Source organism: Sphingomonas sp. PAMC 26621, assembly GCF_000251145.1.
Lineage (GTDB): Bacteria > Pseudomonadota > Alphaproteobacteria > Sphingomonadales > Sphingomonadaceae > Sphingomonas.
Genome location: NZ_AIDW01000009.1, coordinates 19,108 through 43,311, shown reverse-complemented (window position 1 = coordinate 43,311; position 24,204 = coordinate 19,108). Strand labels below are relative to the sequence as shown.

Genomic DNA, 24,204 nt, shown 5'->3' with positions numbered 1-24,204 from the left:
CGTCTGACACCGGCATTCCTCGCAAGTCTGGTGGACCTCAACGATTCCGACACACGACCGGCTCCGCCATACGGCAAGAAAAGCGTCGGGACGCTGCCGAATGCCGCCCCGGGGTGATGTTCGATGCTTGCCAGCTGCTCCGAGACCTGTCGGCCAAGCTCCCCCGCCGACATAAAGGCGACGCCGGGCCGATTGTCCAAGGTACGAAGCAGCTGCTCCAGCGCGCCGATCCGATAGGGCAGTCCCATGACATAGGGGGTCAGATGGATCGGCAGCATCCGCCCGCCGAAGCTGGCCGCCTCGCCTTCGAGCCAGGCGCAGGCATCCTCGAGTTGGGCGCGGAAGCTGTCCGCGGACTGCTGCTGGACGGTCACGATCTGCCGGTCGGAACCGCCAAAATCCGGTGGAAGCGATCGGCGGCTTCGCGCGTTGTCGCGCGATGAGCAGCTCGCACCATGACCGCTACGCCTATCGCCCGATCGTCGGACGCCCGGATTACGACTGGCCCGATGGCCGCCGCCTCGCCATTTATCTCGGCGTCAATTACGAGGTGTTCGACTTCGGCAGCGGTCTCGGCCCCGAACTGGCGTCGTCGCAGACCAAGCCCGACGTGATGAACTACGCGTGGCGCGATTACGGCAATCGCGTCGGCGCGTGGCGGCTGTTCGATCTGTTCGACCGGCTCGGGCTTCGCACCACTGCGCTCCTCAACGCCGACGTGCTCGATCGCTGCCCCGGACTTGCCGAAGCCTGTCGCGACCGTGGCGACGAGATCGCAGCGCACGGGGGCAGCAACGCCACGGCGCAAGGCGCGCTGTTCCGGTCGCGCGAGGCGCATCTGATCGCCGACGTGACCGAGCGGCTGGCGGCGCTCGACGTGCGCCCCACCGGCTGGCTCGGCCCCTGGATCTCGGAAAGCAAGAACACGCCCGACCTGCTTGCCAGGAACGGCTATCGCTATGTGCTCGACTGGGCGCACGACGACCAGCCGACCCGGCTCGCGACCGACCACGGTGGCCTGCTCTCCGTCCCCTATTCGCAGGAAATCAACGATCTCCCCGCGATCATCGAGCGCAAGCAGGAGGCTGACACGTTCGCCGACATGATCCGCGCCAATGTCGCGCAGCTTTTGTCCGAATGCGACCGCCGCCCGCTGGTGCTCGGGATCGCGCTTCATCCCTACATCATGGGGCAGGCGCATCGCGTCCCCGCGCTGGCGCAGGTGCTGACCGAACTCCGCGAAGCGAACGATCCCCGCATCTGGTGGACGACCGCGGGCGACATCGCCGCGCATGTCGAGGCCCACAATCTGGCGGCCTGATCCGTACGACGGAGGGGCGGGCATGGCCCCGCCCCTTCTGACGTAAGAGCGCCGCCGGTCAGGGGGCGACCTGCCTGACCGGACGCAGCAGGATCTCCTCGACCAGCACCCGCGGCGGCTGCGCGAAGGCATAGACGAGCGCCTGTGCGACGTCCTCTGACGTCAGCGCATCGAGGCTCTCGCGCCGTTCGCGCATCGCATCGCTCACATTCTGGCCGAACTCGGTCCACACCGCGCCTGGCTCGATCACGGAAACGCGGATGCCATCGCCGCCAAGCTCCTTGCGCAAGGCATCGTGAAAGCCAACCACCGCGAACTTGATGGCGCTATAGGCCGACCAGGATTCGGTCCCGTACCGCCCGCCGACACTCGACACCGAAGAAATCATCGCGCCCACCGGCCCCGCATCAGCGGGATCGCCGCCTGCGTGCAGTAGAGGACGCCGTACAGGTTGACGTCGATCATCTGTTTCCAGTCGGCGGGATTGCTGTCTTCGAAGCGCGCGTTGATGCCGAGGCCGGCGTTGTTGAACAGCAGGTCGAGCCCACCGAACCGCCGCTCGACCTCGGCGAAGACGCTCGCGACCGCCGCCGCATCGCCGACGTCGGCGGTGAGCGCGATCGCCGCGTCGCCAAGTTCCGCCACCAGCGTGTCGATCCGCTCGCGCCGCCGAGCCACCAGCACGACGCGAACGCCCTCCGCGACGAGCAGTCGCGCGGCCGCTTCGCCGATCCCGCTCGACGCACCGGTAATCACCGCGACCTTGCCGGTCAGATCCTGCATTTTCATAATCCGTCCTTCGATGGAATGTCAGCGCTCGAGAACGCTTTGCCCTCATGGAAGGCCCAACGCCCCCATCGTTTCCGTCCGGCAGGACGCCGGTGAACGCATCCGCGGTTCGGACGTTGAGGGGGGCTTCGATCACGAACCCCCGTTCCCACGCACTTCGACTGGCAGGATCCCGATATGGCAGACCCGTTTATCATCGCCGTGCCGGACGATCGGCTCGCCACCATCCGCGCGAAGGTCGCGGCGTTCGACTGGACGATGGTGCCGGATGCGGGCGAATGGCAATCAGGGGTCGGGCTTGCCGATCTGAAGCGGCTCGTTGATCACTGGCTGACGCGCTACGACTGGCGCGCACAGGAACGACGGCTCAACACGCTGCCGCAGTTCACCACCAAGGTGCAGGGCCAGCGCCTTCACTTCATCCACGCGCGCGGCGATGGCTCACGGCCGCCGCTGCTGTTGCTGCACGGCTGGCCCGGCTCGTTCCTGGAATTCGAGGCGCTGATCGCGCCGCTGGTTGCGGATGGTCACGATGTCGTCATCCCCTCGCTTCCGGGCTACGCCTTCTCGGGCCGGCCATCCGCGCCGATCGGGCCGAAGCAGACCGCCGAGCTGATGCACGGGCTCATGGTCGAGCTGTTCGGCACGGCCCGCTATCTCGTCCAGGGTGGCGACTGGGGCGCCGCGATCGGCGGATGGATCGCGCACCAGCATCCCGACGCCGTCGCCGGGCTTCATCTCAACATGGTGCTGCTCCAGGCGGAAGACGCAGTGCCGACGAAGTTCGAGGAACACGCCTGGGCCGAGCAGCGCGCCGAGACCGCCAAGGAGGAAACCGGCTATTCGCTGGAACAGGGCACGCGTCCGCAGACGCTCGGCGTCGCGATGTCGGACAGTCCGGTCGGAATCGCGGCATGGACCCTCGAAGAGTTCGGTGCCTGGGCCGACGTTCCCCGCAATGCGCAGGGTCGCCCCGACCTGTGGCAGACGTTCGACGAGGATTTTCTGCTCACCAACATCATGCTGTATCTGGTCGAGGGGTCGTTCGTGACGTCGACCTGGATGTACCGGGGCCGCGTGCTGGAAGGATCGGGCAAGTTTCCTGCGGGAACGCGCATTCGCGTGCCGACCGCGGTCGCGGCGTTCCCCGATCCGGTCTTCGCCCCGCCGCCCCGCTCGCTCGCGCGGAAGACCTACACGATCGTGCAATGGACCGAGATGCCCGCTGGCGGACACTTCGCGGCGCTCGAGCAACCCGGTCTGCTGCTTGCGGACATGCGCCGCTTCTTCGCGTCCAAGGCGGTTTCGCGCGGGTCCGGCAAGCGCGCGTTCGCGCTTCGGTCGGCCGGCGCGGTCGCTGCGACCCTCGCGGCGGCAGCGCTCTACACGCGCGCGACGACCGGGCGGATCGAGCAGGACGTTCCGGCGGACGGCACGTTCATCACCGTTGCCGGTACGCGCCTGCATTACGTCGATCGCGGCACGGGCCCGACGATCGTCCTGCTGCACGGGTTGGGCGCGCAGCTTCGCAACTTTTCCTACGGCGTCGCCGACGCGCTGGCGGACCGCTACCGCGTGATCCTCGTCGACCGGCCCGGTTCGGGCTATTCGGTCGCGAACGGGGACCAACCCGGCATCCTCGCCCAGTCGGCGATCATCGCGGCGCTGATCGAGGCGCTTGCGCTCGACCATCCACCACTGCTCGTCGGCCATTCGATCGCGGGCGCGGTTGCGCTGGGCGTGGCGACTCACCATCCGGGCGCGATTGCCGGCTTGGCGCTGCTCGCGCCGATGACGCAGCCTCCCCACGCAATGCCCGCGCCGGTCGCCGACGCGATCGACGGCAGCCCAACCGCACGCACGGTTTTCGCCAATGTGCTCGGCACGCCGATCAGCCGCGCGGCGTTCGATATGCGCTGGCGTTCCATCTTCGCACCCGATCCGGTTCCACGCGACTTCGCAACGCGCGGCGGTGGCCGGCTCGGGGATCGGCCGATCTCGGTCAACGCCGCGCTGGTGGAACTCGCGAGTGCCGACAGGGATCTCACCGCGATCGCCCACCGCTATCCGACGGTGACGATCCCGGTCGCGCTGCTGTACGGGCGCGAGGATCAGGTCATCGCGCCTGCGATCGACGGCAATCGTGCAGTGGCGGCAATCCCGGGCGCGACGCTGGAGCGCACGGACGGCGGCCACATGCTTCCGGTCGCGCATCCGGCGGCAAGCGCTGCCTTCATCCGCGCCTGCGCCGAACGCCTCTGGCAATAGCGCCGATCCGCTCCAGCGTGGCTGCCGTCGCCGTATCGTGTTTTCGATACGGCGACGGCGCGGCGACAGACCGACCGGCCCAAACCGCACAACCCGGTTCTGTCGTTACCGACGCCCCTTTATGCCGAGCATCGCCACTCCCCCGATGAACGACAATCCGGCGAGCGTCAGGAACAGCAGGCCGAAGTTTCGCGGTGTCGCGAGCCACCACGCCAGTGCCGGCCCGATCAGCACCGGCACGGTATTCGACAAATTGATCAGCCCGAGATCCCGCCCCCGCCGGTTCGGATTTGGAAGCAGTTGCATGACGAAACCGATCTGCAGCGTCAGGAAGACCAGCCAGCCAGTCGAATACAGACAGAAGCCCGTCGCAGCGACGGTCCAGTCGTCCGCGAATGCCATCACCACCAGCCCTGCGGCGTCGAATGCGGAAGCGGCGATCAGGAATGGCTTTCGCCGTCCGATCCGGTCCGACCAGCGACCGAGGAAAACCGCCAGAGGCAACGGCACGACGCTTGCGATGAGGATCAGCCATCCCACCTGGGTGGCCGTGTCGCCCGACGCAGAGGGCACCGCGAACCGCTCCATATAGAAAAGGAGGTACGCGAACAGGACATTGCCCGCGATCTGGACCATGAGGCGGGACAGCCAGGCGATGGCGAGATCGGGGGACAGGACCGGGGCCGTCGGTTCGGATCGCTGCACCGTCTTGCGCGCCGACGTCGCCAGTAACGGACCGATGCACAGCACGACGATGACCGCGATCAGCGACAGACGCAGACCCAGTTCGGGTTGGGTCCATCCCGCCAGCAACGGACCGATCACCGCACCAAGCGGCTGCGCGCCTGCGAGCAAACCGCTCATCAGTCCGTTCTGCGTATCGGAAATCTCCTCGGCAAGCAGTGCCACCAGCGGTGCCAGCGCGACGTTCAGCGACAGCTGGAACGCCATCACTGCGAGGACGAGCATGGCTGGGGTGCGCGCCTCGGCAACACCCGCGTAGGACAGGATCGTCGCCACGAGACCAGCCGCGATCCACGAACGCCGTCCCGTGCCCCGTTCGAGCGAACGGTCGCTCAGCCAACCGAACAGGATGCCGGCGATGCTGGCCATCGCCGCGCCGGCGATCATGGCCGTCGCCAGCACGCCCAACCGCGCTTCCCCCGCAATCTGCTCGACCCGTAGCGGCAGCAGCAACGTCAGGAGAGGCAGATAGGCGACGACACAGCCGGCATAGGCAAACGCACCCAGCACCGGCAGCCAAACGGTCGGCTGCCCGGGACCACGGACGGCCGGAGAGCGCTTCATGGGCATGATCGTTGAACGCAGCCCGGTCGCGCCGTCAGCGCGGCAAGAGAGACGGGCACGCTAGCGACGCCGCGCGGTCGACCGGCGCAAATCCAGCGTCGCGGGAACGATGATCGGCTGCTGCGGAGCCTCGCGACCAGCGAGTTCGGCGATGATGAGTTCGACGGCGCGTGCCGCCAGATCGGCGATAGGCTGGTCGATTGCGGTCAGCGGTGGATGCGCGAAACGAACGATCGGCGTGTTGTCGAAGCTGATCAACGACACGTCGCGCGGAACGACGAGTTTGCGGTCTCGACAGGTTTCGAGCGTGGCAAGGGCCATCTGGTCGTTGCTGGCGATGATCGCGGTTGCCGGTTCGGCCGCGTCGAGGAGTGCGGCGGCCGCCGCCTGCCCCGAGGCAAAACTGAAATCACCACGCGCCAGCAGGTCATCCTCAAGCCCCGCCGCCGCCATCGCGGCGCGCCACCCCTCGGCACGCCACGCGCTCAATTGATATTCGGAGGGTCCCGCGATGAAGCCGATCCGCTCGTGTCCCAGCGCGACGAGATGCTCGGTCGCGCTCGAGGCCGAGCGCTCGTCGTCCATCGTCAGCGCAAAGCCAGGCCCCGCGCGCCGCGAGCCAATCCGGGCGAAACTGATCCCGTGCGACTCCAGCAGATTGATGATGAGTGGGTTTTCCGAATGCGGCGGAGTCAGGATCACGCCGTCGGGCTGCAACGCGGCAATCGCGCCCATCAGTTCGCGCTCGATATGATCGCTATGCGTGTCGACCAGTTCCACGATCATCCGGTAGCCATAGGTCGCGCAGGTCAGCATCCCGCCCAACAGCATCTGGTCGACCCAGTCGGTCCCTTCGCGCGCGCGCCAATCGGCGATCGTCCGCTCCCGATCATTGAGCGCGACGATGAGATACGAGCGCGAGCCGCCCATCCGTTGGGCCGCGATCGAGGGCACATACCCCAGCCGGTCGATCGCTTCCTGCACGCGTGCGGCCATCTCCGGCCGGACGCCCGCCTCCTTGTTCACGACCCGGCTGACCGTCTGCAGCGATACCCCCGCATCCGCCGCGACATGCTTGATCGTGACGGCCTGCCGCCTGCGTGCCACTGCCTTCAACCGCCGCAATAATGGGCGACATATTCGGCATGTCCCGGCAGCCCCGCTACCGTCCGCGTGACATTGTCGCGCAGGTTCGACAGGAACTTCGCCAGTTCCTCGTCGCGCAGCTTGGCTGCGATCGGGTGATAGGTGGCGGGCACGATGCCCTGGCCCATCATCACCTGCACCCAACTGTTCTCCGCGAACAGCTCCTCGTTGCGGCGGAACACGCGGCCGGTCTCGCGGAACAGCGCGATCTTCTGCGCCAGGCTTTCCGGCACGTCCATCGCGGCGCATTGCCGCCAGAAAGGCGAATCGCGCCGGTCGGTCGCCTTGTAATGGAGGATCAGGAAGTCGCGGATCTGCTCCATGTCGGCGAACTGCTGGTCGTTGAACTCGGCGATGTCGCGTGGCGAGATCGACCCGCCCGGCATCATCCGGATCAGCCGCAGGATCGCGCGCTGGATGAGGTGGATGCTGGTCGATTCGAGCGGCTCCATGAACCCGCCCGACAGGCCGATCGCGACGACGTTGCGGTGCCATTGCCGCCGCCGCGCGCCGGTGACGAAGCGGATGGTGTTCGGCTCGGTCAGCACCGTGCCCTCGACGTTGCCGAGCAGCCGTTCCAGCGCGGTCTCGCGGTCGAGATAGCGGCTGCAATAGACGATGCCGTTGCCGGTTCGATGCTGGAGCGGAATGCGCCACTGCCAGCCCGCGTCATGCGCCATCGCGCGGGTGTAGGGCACGGGCGGCCGGACGCTCTCGGTCTGCACCGCGATGGCGGAATCGCACGGCAGCCAGTGGCTCCAGTCGTCATAGCCGGCATGGAGCGCCTGCTCGATCAGCAGCGCGCGAAACCCGGTGCAATCGAGGAACAGATCGCCCTCGACCACGGCACCCGAGTCCAGGTGCAGCGCGGCGACGTCCCCGGTCTCGCCGTCGAGCGCGACGCGCACGATCCTGCCCTCGATCCGGCGCGTGCCGTCGGCTTCCGCCATGCGGCGGAGGAACTGCGCGTAAAGCGATGAATCGAGTTGATAGGCGTAGTTCATCCGCTCATCGGGCAGATGCGCGAACTTGCCTTCCATCGCGGCGGCAAGCTCGAGGCAATAGGCGTCGTACGACGCATCATGCCCGCGTTCGCGTCCGTTCATCCAGAAATGCTGGAACCCCGCGGACCAATGGTCCTGCCCGGTGATCCCGAACGAGTGGAAATAGCGGTCGGTGCCATCCTTCCAGCCATCGAACAGGATGCCGAGCTTGAAGGTCGCCTGCGTCGCGCGCATGAAATCGGCCTCACCGATCCCGAGCAGCCGGTTGTAGGTGACGAGCGGCGGGATCGTCGATTCCCCGACCCCGACCGTCCCGATCGCGTCGGATTCGATCAACGTCACTTCGGCGGTGCGGCCCATCGTCCGCGCGATTGCGGCGGCGGCCATCCACCCCGCGGTGCCGCCCCCGGCGACGACGATACGACGTGGGCTGGCAATCATTGGCTGAGGTTCCTGAGCAGGAAGGCGCGGATACGGTCGGCGCTTTCCGGGGTGAGCGGGGCGAGCACGCTGCGCCCCTCCCCGGGGATGTGCGCGGTCACGTCGTCGCCATTGTTGAAGACGTAATAGTCGAACAGGTCGCGCCAGTGCCGCTTCTGGTCCTCGGGCAAATCGCGGATCGCGAGCAGCGCATGGTTGAGCGCATCCTGCGGCGACCCCATCCAGCGCGGCGTCTCGCGCCACCAGTAATTCACCAGCACGTTGAAATCGGCCAGCCCTTCGACATGGTGCCACCACATCGCCGGAATATACAAAGCGTCGCCCGCCTCGAGCTCGGCGACCTGCGCATGCGCCAGTGCGTCGGGGAAGCGCGGATGCAGCGCTGCATCGGGCGCGTGAAAATCGACCATGCTGATCGCACGGCCTGCAGGCGTATTGTCGATCGGCCCGAGATGTAGGTTGCGGAACTGTTCGCGCGGGAACAGCGTGAAGCGTCGCCGCCCCGCCGCCACGCACGCCAGATTGTTGGGCAGGTCGTTATGCGCCGCAATCCGTGTCTTCGTGCCGATCCAGATGCTCGCCAGGCAGGTGCGATCGCCCAGATCGACGTGGTTCGCCTCGTACAGCCCGTCGAAGAACTGGTGCATGTCGATCGACGCGAGATAGACCGGCGGCGCCCCCGCGCGCCCCTCGATCGAATCGATTCGCTGGAAGATGTCGGGCAGCTTGGCGCGCAGCGTGCGGAAGTTCATCGCCATCGCCGCATCGTAGAACAACCGGCCGTCCGCACCCTGTTCGCCGATCGCGACGGTGAACGCCATGTCGCGGTGGTGCTGCAGCAGATAGGCGCGCGCATCGCGCGACGAGCGACGCCCCGCCTCGACCAGCGGCCAGTCCTTGACCAGCCCGCGCACCACGAACGGCGCCGCGGCACTGCGCAGCCTCGCATCCAGCTCGGCGGCATCCGCGACGCGGACTTCGGGCACCGTCGCCAGATCCGCGAAGATGCCACGATCCGCCTCAGCCACGCGCCGCTTCCCGAAGGCTCTTCCGCGCGATCAGCTCGGCGACGTTGGCGAGTGACGCCACCGCCATGAACACCGGCATCAGGTACCCCTCCGCCTGAAGCTCCCCCAATGCCGTCGCATCGAGTTGCTGGAGCCGTTCCTCGGCGATCCCGTGATAGCCGACCAGCCGGTTGGTCGTGCCGTCGTCGAGCGTGATTTCCAGCGTCAGCGGTTCGAGCAATTCATGCCGGTTGAGTGCGGCGAAGAAGCCGTCGGTCGCCTGCCAGCCCAGATCCAGCTCGCCGAGCTGTTCGGCAACCGTTTCAAGATAGGGCGTCGGGCGTCCGAGGTCGTCGAACACGCGCACCCCCTCCCCGCCGGTCGCGACGCGCGCGCTGTCGAGGTCGAGATGAATCTGCTTGTCGCCGCCCGGCGTCGCGGGATGGCCGATCAGGAACGGCTGGATCTTTAGCGCGAGCGGGCGATAACGCGCATCCCAGCGCGTGCCGTCGAGGAACAGGTTCTCGCCGGGTTCGAACCCGAACATCGCCAGCGCCTGGAAACGATCGCGCTGCGGCGTCAGGCGGAACAGGATCGGATAGTCGTTCTGGACGCGGCGAAACTCGCTCGGCACGATCAGGCACGACATCACCGCATCGCCGAAGGCCGCGCCGCGCGACGGATCGATGCGCAGCGTGCGGTGCTCCTCGCTGGTGAGAAGGACGTGGTTGGCCATCAGGAAAACTGCTCCATAGCGATCGGTTGGCGCGCCGCCCGGCACGCGTCGAGATAGGCCCGTATCGGCGGCAGCGCGGCCACCATGCTGCGGGTGCGCTGCGCGATCGGCGCGAGTGACGGAAGCGCGCCTGCGCGCAGCGGCCCCGTGGCGGGCGGGGATGCCCCCATGCCGTACAGGATATAGTGATAGCTCGCGGCGGGGAACATCTCGTCTACCATCGGCAGGTCGGCGCGCAGCGGCGGACGATGCTGCCACAGCGCGAGCAATTCGGCGAGCCGCGGCGGGATCGATGCGGGATCGCGATGGTCCTGCCAATAGCGTCCCTCGCGCCGGCTAAGCACGTAATGCAGCTTGAGGAACTCGACGATCCGGTCCCAGCGATAGCGGAACAGCGTGTTGAAGCGCGCCGCGACCAGCGGCATCGTCGCGCGGGTCGGCCAGTCGTCGAGCAAGGCATCGAGCGACAGCTCGACCGTGACGATCGCCGACGCCTCGAGCGGTTCCAGGAACCCCGCCGACAGCCCGATCGCAAGGCAATTGCCCGTCCAGAATTGCGCGCGGTGCCCCGACCGGAAGCGCAATCGTCGGGGTTCGACCAGCTCGGGCGTGCCGACATACGCGGTCAGCGCCGCCAGCGCTTCGTCGTCGCTCATATGCGCGGAGGAATAGACGCAACCGACCCCGCGCCGGGTCGGCAAGCCGATGTCCCAGATCCATCCGGCCGCATGGGCGGTCGCGTCGGTCTGCGCCGCGATCGGGCTGTCCGGGGCGACCGGCACCTGCACCGCCAGCGCACGGTCGTTGAACAGCACGTCGCCCCGGTCGATGAACGGCACTTCGCCGACCAGCAGCGCGGCATGGCCCGAGCAATCGAGGAACAGGTCGCCCCCGACCGCGCCATTGTCGCGGGTGCGTACGGCGATCACGTCGCCGGTTTCCGCGCGATCGACCCCGGTCACATGGTCCCGCAGGTGGCGCACGCCGAGCCGTTCGGTCGCGTGTCGCATCAGCAATGCGGCAAGCTTGCCCGCGTCGAGATGATAGCCATAATTCAGCGCGCCTGCGAAATCGGGCATCGTCCGCTGGCGGGGCGCGAGGCACTGCCGCGCGACCTGCGGTTGCGGGGTGACGACATCGGCGAACGGCGCGTTCGCTGCGTCTGCCTGCCATGCAGCGACGAGTCCGCGGGCGTCCGCCTCGACCGGTGGCGTGAAGGGATGGAAATACACGTCGTCGGACGCGTCGCTCGCCCAGCCCCTGAAGCGCGAGCCGTGCTTGAACGACGCGTCGCAGGCGAGCAGGAATTCGGCCTCGCCGATCCCGATCCGCTCCAGCGTGGCGCGCATCGTCGGCCACGTCCCCTCCCCGACGCCGATCGTCGGCACATCGGGGGATTCGACGAGGGTGACGGTGATCGGATCAGCGGCGGCGGGGTGCGCCGCGGCGGCGATCCGGCAGGCGGCCAGCCAGCCTGCGGTCCCGCCGCCGACGATGACGATCTTCGTGATGGCCGTATCCACTGTGGCCCGTCCTGTTGCGTGGCCCGTACCCAAGCCTTGTTCGATAGCCTTGTGCCCTCAGCCAAGCGAAAAGACCACCCACGCCGGGCGCGAGTGGTCTACCCGAGGCCTTAGAACGAGATCCGCGCACCCGCCGAGTAGCGGGGATCCTGCTTGGTGACGAAGTTGATGTTGCGTTCGGACCGGAGATGACCGCTGCGATCCTCGCTGTTGACGTTGATCCCCTCGACGAACACCGAGATGTTCTTGGTCAGCGCATAGCTCGCGCTGACGTCGAGCTGGCCATAGGTATCGACGTATAACGGATTGATGCCCGTCCCCGACGCCAAATACCCCTTGCGCCAATTGTAGGCGGCGCGCGCCTGCAGGCCGTTCTTGTCATAGAACAGCACCGCGTTGGCACTGTCCGACAAACCTGTGATCGCGAACTGCGACACGCTGGCAGGCAGGCGATTGTTAAAGTTCCGGTTGCCGTTGACAATTGTGTAGTTGAGAATCGTGCCGAAGCCGGTGCGCCAGAAGTTGTGCTGGATTGCGAACTCGAAGCCATCGACACTAGCGGAGTTTGCGCTGTTGAACGGCGTCGTGATCACGAAGTTGGCAAGTGGATCGTTCGGCTGCGCCACGATCGTCCCGTTGACCACGCCACCCGGATAATTGGTGCCGATGAAGTCGCGGATCTGCGCGAAGGTCGCGTTGGTACCAAGGGCATTGAGCGCCGCCTGATAGCGTGGCCCGTTCTGCGTCACCCCGTTGAAGGTCGTCGTCGGCGACGTGATCCCGGGGATCGTCTGGTTCACCACGGTGCTGCTGATGTAGTTCGACACATTCTTGTGGAAATAGCCGACCGAAATGTAGCTCTCCCTGGTGTAATACCACTCCGCCGACAGATCGATGTTCTTCGACTTGAAGGGGATCAGGTTCGGATTGCCGACCGAACCGAAGCCACCACCGACGCGGAACAGCGTATCGAGCCGGCGCCCGCCCTGGAGGCTGCCGTAATCCGCACGCGTGATCGTGTGGCTGTACGAAGCCCGCAGCTTGATCGTGCTCGTTGGCTCGATGTCGAAATCGAAGGACGGAAGCCAGTTCTGGTAGCTGCCCTTGAACCGGGTGAAACCGCTACCGGCGAACAGGATGTTGAACTCGTTCTGCGAGTTCTGCCGCGCGCCCGACGGGGTCGGCACCAGCGCGGACGCGCTGACGTCGGTCGTCTCGTAGCGCACGCCGCCGATGATGTGCCCGGGGACCGACATCACTTCGAACTTGCCGTTGACCTGCAGATACGGCGCGATCGTCTTTTCGGTCACGCGCGAGTCCGTGGTGTACGGGAGCAGACACTGCCCGTTGCCGCCGCAGATCTTGTACGCCTGATCGAGCAACGTGACCACGCTCGGCAGGTTGAACGAATAGAACGACTTGACGATGTTCGACGCGTTCGAGCCGCTGATGCCCGAGAATTTGTCGGGAATGCTGACGAGGTTGAACAGATTGTCCGGCAGCAACGCCGCCGCTGCGGCACGCTGCGCGGCGCTGTCGCCGCCGGTCCCGCCCCATGTGTCGTTCTGCAGCACGCTGTAGGCCGAACGCACCTTGTTCTGGGTGTACTGCACACCCCAGTCGAGGCTGTCGAGGAAGCCGTTGTCGTGCTCGTAATGCCCCTTCAGCTGGATCTGATTGATCTCGTCGCGGAAGTAGGAATTGCGGAACGCATTGCCCGTCGGGACGATGTTGGCGGCGTTGAGCGGATCGATGCCTCCGTACATGTTGTACGAGATGACCGGCAGCCGGTTGTCGAAGTTGAGCGTCTGGTTCTGGATGCCGAACACCGCGGTACCGACCGAGTTGCTGTTGCCATACGGGCTGTTCGGCTTCGATTCCGCGGTCGAGTGGTTGACGTCGAGCACGACGGTGACACCACCCGGCCCCTTCCACGTCAGATTGCCGCCGATCGCCTTGTTCTCGCTACGCGCCGAGGTCTGCGACGCCGAATAGGCGAGATCCTTGGTTTCGGACGCCTGGAACCGCTCGGTGTAGAAGACGGGCCCAGCGATCGGGCCGTTGGTCCACGAGCTCGACGTGTCGTTGTGGTTATACCAGATGCCGACACTGTTATCGCGAATGTCGACCGTATTGCGCGAGTAGGTGTAGTCGAACGTCGCGGTCAGCGTGTCGGTCGGCTTGAACTGCAGGACAGCCTGCCCGTTGATACGCTGACGCTTGCCGTTGACGACGTCATAGCCCGCATTCTGCGGCACCTGATAGACGTCGGTCGCGCCGGGGCGGTTGGTGATGTTCGCATAGCGCGGGTCACCCGGCTGCGCGAGCGAACCCCAGTTGTTTTCCGCACCGAGATAGCCGTCGCGGAAGCCCACATTGGCCGAGTTCGCGCTGAAATGGCGCTCCTGGAACGAGCCGAGGATCAGCACGCCAATCCGGTCGTCCGCGAACGTGTCGGAGAAGATGCCCGAGACTTCGGGCGTCACGTCCTTGCCGCCGTTCTGCGACGTGTCGACGACGCCACGCGCCGATAGCGAGCCACGGATCCCGGGCTTGTCGAACGGACGCGGCGTCCGGATGTTGATGGTCGACCCGATGCCACCCGACGGCACGCTTGCACGGCCCGACTTGTAGACCTCGAGGGCGGCGACGCCTTCGGAGGCGAGGTTCGCGAAATCGAACGAGCGCGAGACCGGCGCGCTGTTGCCGTCGCCGATCGTCGACGTCGCGAGCTGGCGACCGTTGAGCGTGACGAGGTTATATTCCGGGCCAAAGCCGCGCACCGTGACGAACTGGCCTTCGCCGTTGGACCGGTCGATCGACACGCCGGTGATACGCTGGAGCGATTCCGCGAGGTTCGTGTCGGGGAACTTGCCGATGTCTTCCGCCGAGATCGCATCGACAATGCCCTGCGCGTCGCGCTTCAGGTTGATCGAGTTGCGGAGGCTGGCGCGAATGCCGGTAACGACGATATCGCCGGGGGCCTGGGTCCCGTCCGCCACCGCGGTGCCGTCTGCCACTGCGGTGCTCTGCGTGGTCGCGGGCGCGCTTGGCTGGCCCTGGGTCGTCGACGGACCCGTATTGCCCATCGTCGAGGCCGTATCCTGTGCCGAAGCCATCATCGGATAGCTCGCGAGCGCTAGCATCGACCCGCCAAGTGCGAGTCGCGTAGCCAAACGGGTCTTGAAGCCCCCCATCGTCATCCTCCCTGTAAACGTGGCGCTTTTACACCTGCGCCCTCTTGTTTGAGAACGTTCACCTGATCCGCGGCGAAACGATTGTCAAGCCAGCAACACTACGAAAACGCCCGGTTGTGAACGTTCTCGGAATATGCTGTTTACGCGCAACACCAACGGCGGCACGGCCCGGCGGCGAGACCGCGGGGCACGGCATGACCGCTAGACCAGGGGAGCATGTCGGGATGGCAAGGAAGATTCACGTCTGGCTATTGGGAGCCTCGCTCCTGTGCGGCGCAGGCGCCACCGCCCCGGTGAAGGCACGCGACTCGAAACCTCAGGCGCCGGTACAGGATGCCCGAACGCGGGCCGCGGCGATCGTCGCGCGAATGACGGTCGACGAGAAGATCGCGCTCATCCACGGGTGTTCCCGCCGATGGCAAAGGGCAAGACCCCGAACGAACTGATCCCGTCCGCAGGCCATATCGACGGCATCCCGCATCTGGGCGTCCCGCTGGTCCGCGAGAGCGACGCATCGCTCGGCGTCGCCAACCAGGTCGAACAGCGCAAGGGCGATGTCGCGACCGCCCTGCCATCCAGCCTCGCGACCGCCGCGACGTTCGATCCCGCGATCGCCCGCGCCGGCGGCGCGATGATTGGCGCGGAAGCACGCGCAAAACGGTTCAACGTCCTGCTTGCGGGCGGCGTCAACCTGACGCGCGACCCCTGGAACGGCCGCAATTTCGAATATCTCGGCGAGGATCCGTTGCTTGCCGGCACTTTGGCGGGCGCGCATATCGCCGGAGTCCAGTCGAACCGGATCGTCTCGACGGTCAAGCATCTGGCGCTCAACGCCCAGGAAACCGGGCGGACTGTGGTCGACGCGCGAATCGGCGAGGCAGCGCTGCGGATGAGCGACCTGCTCGCGTTCCAGATCGCGATCGAGACGGGCAAGCCGGGCTCGGTGATGTGCGCGTACAACAAGGTCAACGGCGACTGGGCGTGCGAGAACAAGCATCTCCTCACCGACGTGCTCAAGCGCGACTGGGGCTATCGCGGCTGGGTGATGAGCGACTGGGGCGCGGTCCATTCGACCGCCAAGGCGGCGAATGCGGGGCTCGACCAAGAATCGGGACAGGAACTCGACCACGCTGTCTACTTCGCCGACGCACTCAAGACCGATATCGCTGCGGGCCGCGTGCCGATGGCACGGCTCGACGACATGGTGACGCGCTATCTGACCGGCCTGATCGAAACGGGCGCCTATGACGCGCCTGCCAGCGTCGCGCAGCAAATCCCGTACGAAGCCCATGCCGAGGTCGCGCAACGCGCTGCCGAAGCCGGGATCGTCCTGCTCAAGAATGACGGCAACCTCCTGCCGCTCGCGCGCACGGCGAAACGGGTTGTGCTGATCGGCGGCAGGTCGGATGTCGGCGTCCTGTCGGGCGGGGGGTCTAGCCAGGTGCGGTCGGTCGGCGGCGCACCGGTCGAGATTCCGCTCACCAGCGGCGCAGCGTCGTCGTTCGCGCGGGTGACGTGGCATGCCTCCTCCCCACTGCTCGCGATCCGCGCAGCGATGCCACAGGCACAGGTCACTTGGATCGATGGCCGCGATCCGGCCGCAGCGGCCGCCGCGGCCAAGGCCGCCGACGTCGCGATCGTGTTCGCGACGCAGTGGACGACCGAGGCGCAGGATGTTCCCGACCTCTCGCTGCCCGATCGTCAGGACGATCTGATCGCCGCGGTGGCGGCGGCGCAGCCCAGGACGATCGCGGTGATGGAAACGGGCGGTCCCGTGCTGATGCCGTGGCTGTCGGCGGTGCCCGCGGTCGTGCAGGCCTGGTATCCCGGCCAGCGCGGCGGGCCGGCGATCGCCAATATCCTGACCGGGCGGGTCAATCCGTCCGGCCGCTTGCCCATCACCTTCCCCGCCAGCGCCAGCCAGGCCCCCCGCGCCGCGCCCGTCGGGCTCGACAAGCTGAGCGCCGCCGACGCGCAGGCGGCCGCCGATCCGGGGCATGCCGGCGAGCACCAACTGGCTAGCTTCCCGGTCGACTACGTCGAGGGGGCTGACGTCGGCTATCGCTGGTACGAAAAGACCAACGCCAAACCCCTGTTCCCGTTCGGCTACGGCCTCAGCTATACGCAGTTCGCCTATCGCAACCCGGTGGTGAAGGGCGGCGCGACGCTCAGCATCAGCTTCGAGGTGGTCAACACCGGGCGGGTCGCAGGGGCCGACGTGCCACAGATGTACGTCACTCGCGACGGGGCGGCTGTACCGATGCGGCTCGCTGCGTTCCGGCGGGTGATGCTGAAGCCGGGCGAAACGACCCGCGTCACGCTGGTGGCGGAACCGCGCATCCTGGCGGAGTACGATACCGGCTTGCCGGGCTGGCGAGTGGCGGGCGGCCGCTACCGCGTCGCGCTCGCGCACGACGCGCGCGACCGCGCGCTCGTATCGACCGCGACGGTCACAGCAGCGACGATGAAGCCCTAGCGATTGATCTCGCCAGCCTCCGTCACCTTGGGCCAGGCCCCGGGGTGACGGGCGGCCGGAGCAGGCTTCAGCCGACCGACAGGAAGGCCGTGACCGTCAGCCGCCCCAGCGCGGGATCGCTCGACAGCACTGCATCGGGTGCGATCGCGCCGCTGTGGAGCAGGTAGCTCGGATAGACTAGCGCACGGTTGTAGCGCGCCTCGACCGCCAGGGTGCGCTCGAACAGCGAGGTATCGCCCAGGACATAGCGCGCGGGCGGCACCCCGCCGAAACGGAACTCGGCATCGAGCTGGCCAAAGAAGATCGGCGCGCGATCCGCGTCGATCGTCTCGAACCCGGTTGAGCGATGGCGGAAGAAGGCGGTCCCGTCCCCGCCTTCGGGCGCAAGATAATGCACCAGCGCAATCCGCTCCGGCCCGAACGCATCGCAGTGCGGAATACGCTGGCGGATCTCGAGCGCTTCGGGCGGAGTCGTCACCATCGAGAAGCTCGCATCGAGCACGTCGACCGTACCCGCGCGACCCAGCAGTGGCCCCAGCACCAGTGCGAGCACCGCGAGTTGCGTGGGTACGTAAGTGTCCGGCAAGGCCGAGCGCAAACCCGGATAATGCTGCACCGCCGGCCCAAAGGTCGTACGCAGCGCCGCCGCGCGCAGTGCATCGGGATCGGGCGCGAAGTCGTCGATCACCACGACCGGCTGTGCTTCCCGTCCGACATGGTGGACGGTAATCGAGGGGGCGCTCACCGCTTGCGCCAATAGCGCACGTAGTCAACCGACAGGCGCTGCGGCAGCGCGGCATCGTCGATCCCCTTCGCGCCACCCCAGTCCCCGCCCACCGCCAGGTTGAGGATCAGGTGATACGGCACGGTGAACGGCCAGGCGGCATGCCCCCCCGGCTGGTCGTCAGTCACGCGCATATAGCCACGCCCATCGACGCCGATCGTGATCGCATGCGGCTGCCAGTCGAGCTGGTAGCGGTGAAACGCGGTACAGGCGCTCGCCAGACGCATTTCCGCCCCACGCTGCGTCCCGAGCTTGTGGTTGAACGCGCCGCTGTGGAGCGTCGCATGCACCACGTTCGGTTGCCAGCCGACCATTTCCATCAGGTCGATCTCGCCCATGTCGGGCCACGTACCCTTCTCTGGCAAGAGCCAGACCGCAGGCCAGCTCCCGCGGCCACAGGGCAGTTTGGCCCGAACCTCGTAGAAACCGTAGCCAAGCGCGGCACGGCTGACGAGCTTGGCGGAACTATAGCCCTGCCCGCCCCAATCGGGCGCCGAGCGCAACGCCTCGCGCCGCGCCTCGATCACCAGCGCGCCATGCTCGATCCGGGCGTTCTGGCGACGGTCGGCATAATATTGCTTTTCGTGGTTGGGCCAGCCCTGCCGGTTGCGATCGGTATCGTAGCGCCAGCGCGTCCGGTCGATCGAGCGGGTGAACGCATCCGCCCATTCGGGTCGCGCAGCCGGGGCACGCATCGGGACGTCCACGGTATAATTGGTTGCAGCCAGGCTCACCGCCTGTGCGAGCAGGGTCACGACGATCGTCAAGGTGTCACCTCTTCCCTGGCCGATCGATCTCGGCCGATCCGCCGTGGACCTGCTCTAAGGCCCGGCCGCGAGCGAAACCATCGGAAAACAGCAAAGGGTCGGCGGTGCCCGGCGGTAGCCAACCCCGCGCGATATGGGCTAGGTACGGTAACGCTAAGATCCTGCAGACAAAGGACATCGGGTGACGGGAGAAACGACGCGGCGCAGCGTGCTGGCAGGCATCGCGGCCATTGGCGCCGATACGGTCGCTGCGCGTGGCCGAAAGGCCCCACAAGACCCGCACCTTGGACCGAACGTGCTGATCGTCGACCCCGGCATGCCCGATGCGCAGCGCCGCATCGACGGCTGGTTCGCGCGACAGGAACGCGCACATTTCACCGATCGACGCTACGCCATACTGCTGAAGCCGGGCACGCACCGGCTGGATATCAACGTCGGTTTCTTCACCCAGGTCGCCGGCCTTGGCCTAGCACCCGGTGACGTGACCGTCACCGGCCATGTGCATGCCGAGGCCGATTGGGCGAAGGGCATGGCGCTGGTGAACTTCTGGCGGTCGGTCGAGAACATGACGGTCCAACCGCCCGATCGGGCGGACCGCTGGGCGGTATCGCAGGCCGCGCCGTATCGGCGGGTCCATCTCGCCGGGGACCTCGCGCTCGACGACGGTGGCTGGTCGAGCGGCGGGTTCATGGCCGATTGCCTGATCGACGGCGCCGTCCGCTCCGGGACCCAGCAGCAATGGTTCACCCGCACCTCGCGGATTGGCGGGTGGCAAGGTGCCAATTGGAACATGATGTTCATGGGTGTGGCGGGGGCACCGCCGGACAGCTTCCCCGAGCCACCCTATACCACCCTGCCGACCGTACCGGTGATTCGCGAAAAGCCCTTCCTTATTGTCCGACCGGACGGCGGATGGGCGGTCTTCGTTCCGGGATTGCGGCGGGATGCGCGCGATGTCTCCTGGCGGGAGAAGCAAGCCGGTCGCGCCCTCTCGCTGGAGGCCTTCCTGATCGCCGATCCGACCACGTCGATCAGCGAGATCAACCGGGCGCTCGCGGATGGCCGCCACCTTCTGCTGACGCCGGGTATCTACCATCTGCGCGAACCGATCCGGGTCAGCCGTGCCGGGACGGTGGTGCTGGGAATCGGACTGGCGACGTTGCTCAGCGTGGACGGTAACGCCGCGTTGACGATCGCGGACGTACCGGGCGTGTCCGTCGCCGGTCTGCTGATCGATGCGGGGCCCCGGTCCTCCCCCGTGCTCGTCGAGGTCGGTCCGCGTGGCGCCGCCCGCGATCACAGTGCCGATCCTACCCTTTTCGCCGACATCTTCTTCCGCGTCGGCGGCGCCGCCATCGGCAGCGTCGGAACGTGCCTGGAAATCAACAGCAACAACGTCATCGGGGACCATTTGTGGATCTGGCGGGCGGATCATGGCGACCGCGAGCACGGCCAGGTTCATGTCGGCTGGACCGAAAGCCGGGGCGATCATGGACTGGTGGTCAATGGCGACGACGTGACCTGTTACGGACTTTTCGTCGAACATTTTCAGGGCTGGCAGACCGTGTGGAACGGGGAGCGGGGGCGGACCTTCTTCTACCAGAACGAACTGCCCTACGATCCGCCAAGCCAGGCTGCATGGCGCGCGGATTCTGACCGTGGGTGGGCAGCCTATAAGGTTGCGGATCACGTCCGGCATCACGAAGCCATCGGCATGGGCGTCTATGCGAACTTCACGGCGGATCCGTCGATCATCCTGGCCAGCGCGGTCGAAGTGCCCGATGTCGCGGACGTGCGCATAAGCAATGTCACCACGATCTCGCTCGGGACCGGCAAGGGCACGATCGCCCATCCGGTAAACGGCGCTGGCGAGGCCGCACGGCCCGGGCATATTCGACAGACGCTTCGGCACTATCCGATCGCGGACACCCGCCCGTGAACGGCACCGCCGCCGAATCGCCGACCATCTCGCCTCTGGAAGCCGATCCTCCCGCACCCCGCCGCCCGGTCGCCAGATCCTGATACGGTTCCAAGGTCGACCAGCGGCGCGGCAACCCGCCTCCGTGTTCGCTACGGCGTCGTCGTCCTCACATAGTCGATGAAGGCGCGCAGCGGGGGCGGCACGAGCCGACGGTCGGAATAATAAAGGAACGGGCCCGAGAACGGCTGCCACCATTCCTCCAGCACCGGCTCCAGCGCACCACTGTCGAGATGCGGACGCAGCCAGTCCTCGAACAGCGTGATGACCCCCACGCCCGCGATGGCAGCCTCAACGGCGAGATCCATCGCACCGCCGACCTGCACGATCAACGGCCCGCGCGGCTCGACCCGGACGATCTCGCCGGCCCGCTCGAACTCCCACGGACTCGTCAGCGCACCACTCGCGAAACGCCCGAGGACACAGGCATGGTCGAGCAGGGTGCGCGGGTGATCCGGGCGGCCGTGTCGATCAAGGTAGATCGGCGCGGCGGCGGTCGCCATGCGCTGGATGCGCGGCCCGATCGGGATCGCGATCATGTCCTGCTCCAGCCGTTCGTCATACCGGATGCCGGCGTCGCACCCCGCAGCGAGCACGTCGACGAAGCTGTCGTCCGCGACGATCTCCAGCCGAATTGCGGGATAGGCGGCAAGGAAACCCGGCAGGATCGCGGGCAGCACCAGCCGCGCGGCACTGACCGGAACGTTGAGCCGTAGCGCCCCCGCCGTGCCGTCCCGGAAGCTTCCGACGGCGTCCAGCGCCGCATCGACCGCGCCGAGTGCCGGGGTCAGCCGGTCGATGAGCCCCGCACCCGCTTCGGTCGGCGTGACGCTGCGGGTCGTGCGGTGAAGCAGCCGAACGCCCAGGCGTGTTTCCAGTCGACGCACGGCTTCGCTCAGCGTCGAGGCGCTGGTGCCGCTCGTCCGCGCCGCGTCGCGAAAGCCGCGCGCCTTCGCCACGGCGAGGAACGCCGTCAGATCTCCAAGGTCCGCGTCCATCGTTCGGTTTTCCGTACAGCCCGTGCGGATCATGCCGGATTATCGCGCGACCGGGCAACCGCTATCTGGCGGGGGAAGAGGAGAACGACATGCAGACGATCGATCAGGCTGGTCGCTATGACCTCGGTGACCGCACCGTACGGCGGCTGGGCTATGGTGCCATGCAACTCGCCGGCCCGGGCGTGTTCGGCCCCCCGCGGGACCGGGACGCCGCGCTGGCCGTGCTGCGCGAAGCGATCGAGGGCGGGGTCGACCATATCGACACCAGCGATTTCTATGGGCCGCACGTCACCAATCAGATCATCCGGGAAGCCCTCCATCCCTATCGCGACGAACTGACCATCGTGACGAAGGTGGGCGCGGTGCGGGGCAACGATGGCGCGTGGAACCCGGCGCAGGACGCAGCGGCGCTCACTGCCGCGGTCCACGACAATCTCCGGAACCTCGGTCTCGACGTGTTGGACGTCGTCAACATGCGCCTGATGGGCGACAGTGACGATCACGGGCCCGCCGAAGGTACGGTGGAACCGCAATTGACCACCCTCGCCGCGCTTCAGGCGCAGGGATTGATCCGCCATATCGGGCTGAGCAACGCGACCCCCGCGCAGGTCGATCAGGCGCGCGGACTCGTCGACATCGTCTGTGTGCAGAACCAGTATAATCTCGCCCACCGCCACGACGATGCCATGATCGATGCGCTGGCAGCGGACGGCATCGCCTATGTTCCCTTCTTCCCCCTCGGCGGCTTCAGCCCGCTCCAGTCGCAGGCGTTATCCGACGTTGCGGCAGGATTGCGCGCAACGCCGATGCAGGTGGCGCTGGCGTGGCTGCTGCGGCGTTCGTCCAACATCCTGCTGATCCCCGGCACATCGTCGGTGGCGCACCTTCGCGAGAATCTCGCCGCGGCCGCGCTGGAGCTTCCCGACGCGGCGATGGCAGCGCTCGACGGCATCGGGTGACACACGGGTGGCTGCGCGCGTCCGGCGGGAGTCGTCCGCCAAGGAATCGCCCCGGACGCGCGCAGCCGGGCCATCACGATCTTATCACATTTCCCCGAATTTCCGTTCCACGGACACGCCCGCCTTCTGCAGAAACTGCGTGGGCAAGACCCCGCCTGCGCAGACGATCACGTCGTCATTGGGAATGGCGTCGCATCCTCCGGCATTGCTCAGTGAAACGGACTTTTCGCGGATCTCGAGCACCTTCGTTCCGGTGCGGCAGACGATCCGACCGCTGGAAACGAGCGTCTGGAGTGTGGAGCGGTTCTTTTTACGGGCGCGGTCGAACGCTTCGCCACGGTGCGTGAGCGTGACCGTCGTTCGCGGCACATCGACCAGCGCGATGGCGGCCTCGATCGCGCTGTCGCCACCGCCGACGACCAGAATCGAACGCCCGACATATTGCTCGGGCTCGATCAGCCGATAGACCACCTTGGTCTGGTCCTCTCCCGGCACGTCGAGCGTCCGCGGCGTGCCGCGTCGGCCGATCGCGAGCAGAATCCGCCGCGCATGCAGGACCCGGGGCCCCGTTTCGACCGAGAACCCGATCGAACGCGGGGTTATCTGCAGGACGCGTTCCTGATAGGCGATCGGCACGCCGGCTTCGCCCACCACCTTGGTCCAGATCCCGATCAGTTCCTCCTTGGACACTTCGCGAAAGTTGAGCATCCCATAGCCCGGCAAGGTAACCGGCGCGGTCATCGCGATCTTGCCGCGTGGGTAATGCGCAACGGTGCCACCCAGACTGTCCTGTTCGATCGTCTCGAACCGGAGCCCCGCCTGTTGCGCCGCCAGGCTCGCCGAAATTCCCGCCGGACCCGCGCCGACGATCACGAGATCGAGCATGCCGTCCGTGCGCTCGTCGGATTGCGTCGCGGCGACGATCGACCCGATCGCCTGCCGCCCCTGTTCGATCGCGTTGCGGATCAGCCCCATGCCGCCGAGTTCGCCTGCGATGTAGATGCCCGGTACGTTCGTCTCGAACTTCGGGTCGACCAGCGGAATGTCGATCCCGCGCGTTGCGGTGCCGAACACGAGGCTGATCGCATCGGCCGGACACGCGGCCTTGCACGCGCCGTGGCCGATGCACCGGGTCGGATCGATCAGGCTCGCCTTGTCCTCGATCAGGCCGAGCACATTGCCCTCCGGACACGCGCGGACACAGGCACCGCACCCGATGCACGCGTCCAGATCGACCACCGGGTGAAGCGAGGGCGGCTCGGTCAGGCCGGCGTCGACCGCTTCGTCGCGGATGGACTTGTGGAGACCTCCGCGCTGCCGCCGGGTCAGCAAGTAGCTTCCCCAGATGGGAATCGCGGGCATGGCATAGGCAAGCCCAATCGTGAAATCGGTCACAATGTTCTCGATGCTTTCAGGGCGCATCGTCCGTCGATGGGCCAATACCGCACTAATACGTAGCCACCTTAATGGGTCCGTAACGGCCCCTTGGGGATCGTCGAGCG

Annotated in this window: 17 protein-coding genes and 1 pseudogene; 5 read left to right on the top strand and 13 right to left on the bottom strand. The window is 66.7% G+C overall.

Annotated elements, in window-relative coordinates; all coding sequences use genetic code 11:
• Positions 1–439: 439 nt before the first annotated feature.
• Entirely contained in the window at positions 440–1,321 is an 882-nt protein-coding gene (locus RI03_RS03895; protein ID WP_026046429.1) for a polysaccharide deacetylase family protein, read from the top strand.
• Positions 1,322–1,379: 58 nt separating this feature from the next.
• On the opposite strand, the gene RI03_RS25065 is transcribed toward RI03_RS03895, so the two are convergent.
• Both RI03_RS25065 and RI03_RS25060 read right to left on the bottom strand, forming a co-directional pair.
• Entirely contained in the window at positions 1,380–1,709 is a 330-nt protein-coding gene (locus RI03_RS25065; RefSeq protein ID WP_274517553.1) for an SDR family oxidoreductase, read from the bottom strand.
• Positions 1,706–2,110, bottom strand: a complete 405-nt coding sequence (locus tag RI03_RS25060) for an SDR family oxidoreductase (protein WP_274517552.1) — start codon at positions 2,108–2,110, stop codon at positions 1,706–1,708. Before RI03_RS25060 ends, RI03_RS25065 begins: the two co-directional genes overlap by 4 nt.
• Positions 2,111–2,287: 177 nt before the next feature.
• Between RI03_RS25060 and RI03_RS03885 the strand changes: the two genes are divergently transcribed.
• Positions 2,288–4,378 carry an epoxide hydrolase family protein gene (locus RI03_RS03885; protein ID WP_010215355.1) on the top strand — a complete coding sequence of 697 codons (2,091 nt, stop codon included), beginning with the start codon at positions 2,288–2,290 and terminating at the stop codon, positions 4,376–4,378.
• Between the two features lie 105 nt (positions 4,379–4,483).
• On the opposite strand, the gene RI03_RS03880 is transcribed toward RI03_RS03885, so the two are convergent.
• The 7 genes from RI03_RS03880 to RI03_RS03850 form a co-directional block, all read right to left on the bottom strand.
• Positions 4,484–5,686: an MFS transporter gene (locus RI03_RS03880; RefSeq protein WP_010215354.1), complete on the bottom strand. Its 1,203-nt coding sequence runs from the start codon at positions 5,684–5,686 to the stop codon at positions 4,484–4,486.
• 60 nt (positions 5,687–5,746) lie between these two features.
• On the bottom strand, positions 5,747–6,793 hold the full coding sequence (locus RI03_RS03875; RefSeq protein ID WP_010215353.1) for a LacI family DNA-binding transcriptional regulator: 1,047 nt from the start codon (positions 6,791–6,793) through the stop codon (positions 5,747–5,749).
• A 5-nt stretch (positions 6,794–6,798) separates the two neighbouring features.
• A complete protein-coding gene (locus tag RI03_RS03870; RefSeq protein ID WP_010215352.1) occupies positions 6,799–8,277 on the bottom strand; it encodes a tryptophan halogenase family protein in 1,479 nt (492 codons plus the stop codon).
• Entirely contained in the window at positions 8,274–9,305 is a 1,032-nt protein-coding gene (locus RI03_RS03865; protein ID WP_010215351.1) for a cupin-like domain-containing protein, read from the bottom strand. Before RI03_RS03865 ends, RI03_RS03870 begins: the two co-directional genes overlap by 4 nt.
• A complete protein-coding gene (locus tag RI03_RS03860; protein WP_010215350.1) occupies positions 9,298–10,020 on the bottom strand; it encodes a SapC family protein in 723 nt (240 codons plus the stop codon). Before RI03_RS03860 ends, RI03_RS03865 begins: the two co-directional genes overlap by 8 nt.
• A complete protein-coding gene (locus tag RI03_RS03855; protein WP_010215348.1) occupies positions 10,020–11,543 on the bottom strand; it encodes a tryptophan halogenase family protein in 1,524 nt (507 codons plus the stop codon). The genes RI03_RS03860 and RI03_RS03855 overlap by 1 nt, the downstream gene beginning before the upstream one ends.
• 110 nt (positions 11,544–11,653) lie before the next feature.
• Complete coding sequence (locus tag RI03_RS03850; protein ID WP_010215347.1) at positions 11,654–14,746, bottom strand: TonB-dependent receptor; 3,093 nt, start codon at positions 14,744–14,746, stop codon at positions 11,654–11,656.
• 218 nt (positions 14,747–14,964) lie between these two features.
• Here RI03_RS03850 and RI03_RS03845 point away from each other — a divergent pair.
• Positions 14,965–17,216, top strand: a pseudogene (locus RI03_RS03845) (beta-glucosidase).
• Between the two features lie 67 nt (positions 17,217–17,283).
• Here the strand turns inward: RI03_RS03845 and RI03_RS03840 are convergent.
• Together RI03_RS03840 and RI03_RS03835 are read right to left on the bottom strand one after the other, a co-directional pair.
• Positions 17,284–17,961, bottom strand: coding sequence for a DUF6445 family protein (locus tag RI03_RS03840; protein ID WP_238542253.1), 678 nt, complete (start codon positions 17,959–17,961; stop codon positions 17,284–17,286).
• Complete coding sequence (locus RI03_RS03835; protein ID WP_010162409.1) at positions 17,958–18,767, bottom strand: glycoside hydrolase family 16 protein; 810 nt, start codon at positions 18,765–18,767, stop codon at positions 17,958–17,960. Before RI03_RS03835 ends, RI03_RS03840 begins: the two co-directional genes overlap by 4 nt.
• A gap of 181 nt (positions 18,768–18,948) precedes the next feature.
• Between RI03_RS03835 and RI03_RS03830 the strand changes: the two genes are divergently transcribed.
• The gene (locus RI03_RS03830) at positions 18,949–20,706 is read left to right on the top strand and encodes an adenylyl cyclase (RefSeq protein ID WP_238542251.1); all 1,758 of its coding nucleotides are present in this window, start codon (positions 18,949–18,951) and stop codon (positions 20,704–20,706) included.
• Positions 20,707–20,837: 131 nt separating this feature from the next.
• Here the strand turns inward: RI03_RS03830 and RI03_RS03825 are convergent, their stop codons facing one another.
• Positions 20,838–21,743, bottom strand: a complete 906-nt coding sequence (locus RI03_RS03825; protein WP_010215342.1) for a LysR family transcriptional regulator — start codon at positions 21,741–21,743, stop codon at positions 20,838–20,840.
• Positions 21,744–21,832: 89 nt separating this feature from the next.
• Here RI03_RS03825 and RI03_RS03820 point away from each other — a divergent pair, with 89 nt between their 5' ends.
• The gene (locus RI03_RS03820; protein ID WP_010215340.1) at positions 21,833–22,702 is read left to right on the top strand and encodes an aldo/keto reductase family oxidoreductase; all 870 of its coding nucleotides are present in this window, start codon (positions 21,833–21,835) and stop codon (positions 22,700–22,702) included.
• Between the two features lie 84 nt (positions 22,703–22,786).
• On the opposite strand, the gene RI03_RS03815 is transcribed toward RI03_RS03820, so the two are convergent.
• On the bottom strand, positions 22,787–24,124 hold the full coding sequence (locus tag RI03_RS03815; RefSeq protein WP_010215339.1) for an NAD(P)-binding domain-containing protein: 1,338 nt from the start codon (positions 24,122–24,124) through the stop codon (positions 22,787–22,789).
• Positions 24,125–24,204: the final 80 nt, after the last annotated feature.

Coding starts and splice junctions, on each gene's coding strand:
- RI03_RS03815 (WP_010215339.1), bottom strand. CDS start 24,124: ATGCGCCCTGAAAGCATCGAGAACATTGTGACCGATTTCACGATTGGG.
- RI03_RS03880 (WP_010215354.1), bottom strand. CDS start 5,686: ATGAAGCGCTCTCCGGCCGTCCGTGGTCCCGGGCAGCCGACCGTTTGG.
- RI03_RS03885 (WP_010215355.1), top strand. CDS start 2,288: ATGGCAGACCCGTTTATCATCGCCGTGCCGGACGATCGGCTCGCCACC.
- RI03_RS03850 (WP_010215347.1), bottom strand. CDS start 14,746: ATGACGATGGGGGGCTTCAAGACCCGTTTGGCTACGCGACTCGCACTT.
- RI03_RS03895 (WP_026046429.1), top strand. CDS start 440: ATGAGCAGCTCGCACCATGACCGCTACGCCTATCGCCCGATCGTCGGA.
- RI03_RS25060 (WP_274517552.1), bottom strand. CDS start 2,110: ATGAAAATGCAGGATCTGACCGGCAAGGTCGCGGTGATTACCGGTGCG.
- RI03_RS03820 (WP_010215340.1), top strand. CDS start 21,833: ATGCAGACGATCGATCAGGCTGGTCGCTATGACCTCGGTGACCGCACC.
- RI03_RS03870 (WP_010215352.1), bottom strand. CDS start 8,277: ATGATTGCCAGCCCACGTCGTATCGTCGTCGCCGGGGGCGGCACCGCG.
- RI03_RS03825 (WP_010215342.1), bottom strand. CDS start 21,743: ATGGACGCGGACCTTGGAGATCTGACGGCGTTCCTCGCCGTGGCGAAG.
- RI03_RS25065 (WP_274517553.1), bottom strand. CDS start 1,709: ATGATTTCTTCGGTGTCGAGTGTCGGCGGGCGGTACGGGACCGAATCC.
- RI03_RS03860 (WP_010215350.1), bottom strand. CDS start 10,020: ATGGCCAACCACGTCCTTCTCACCAGCGAGGAGCACCGCACGCTGCGC.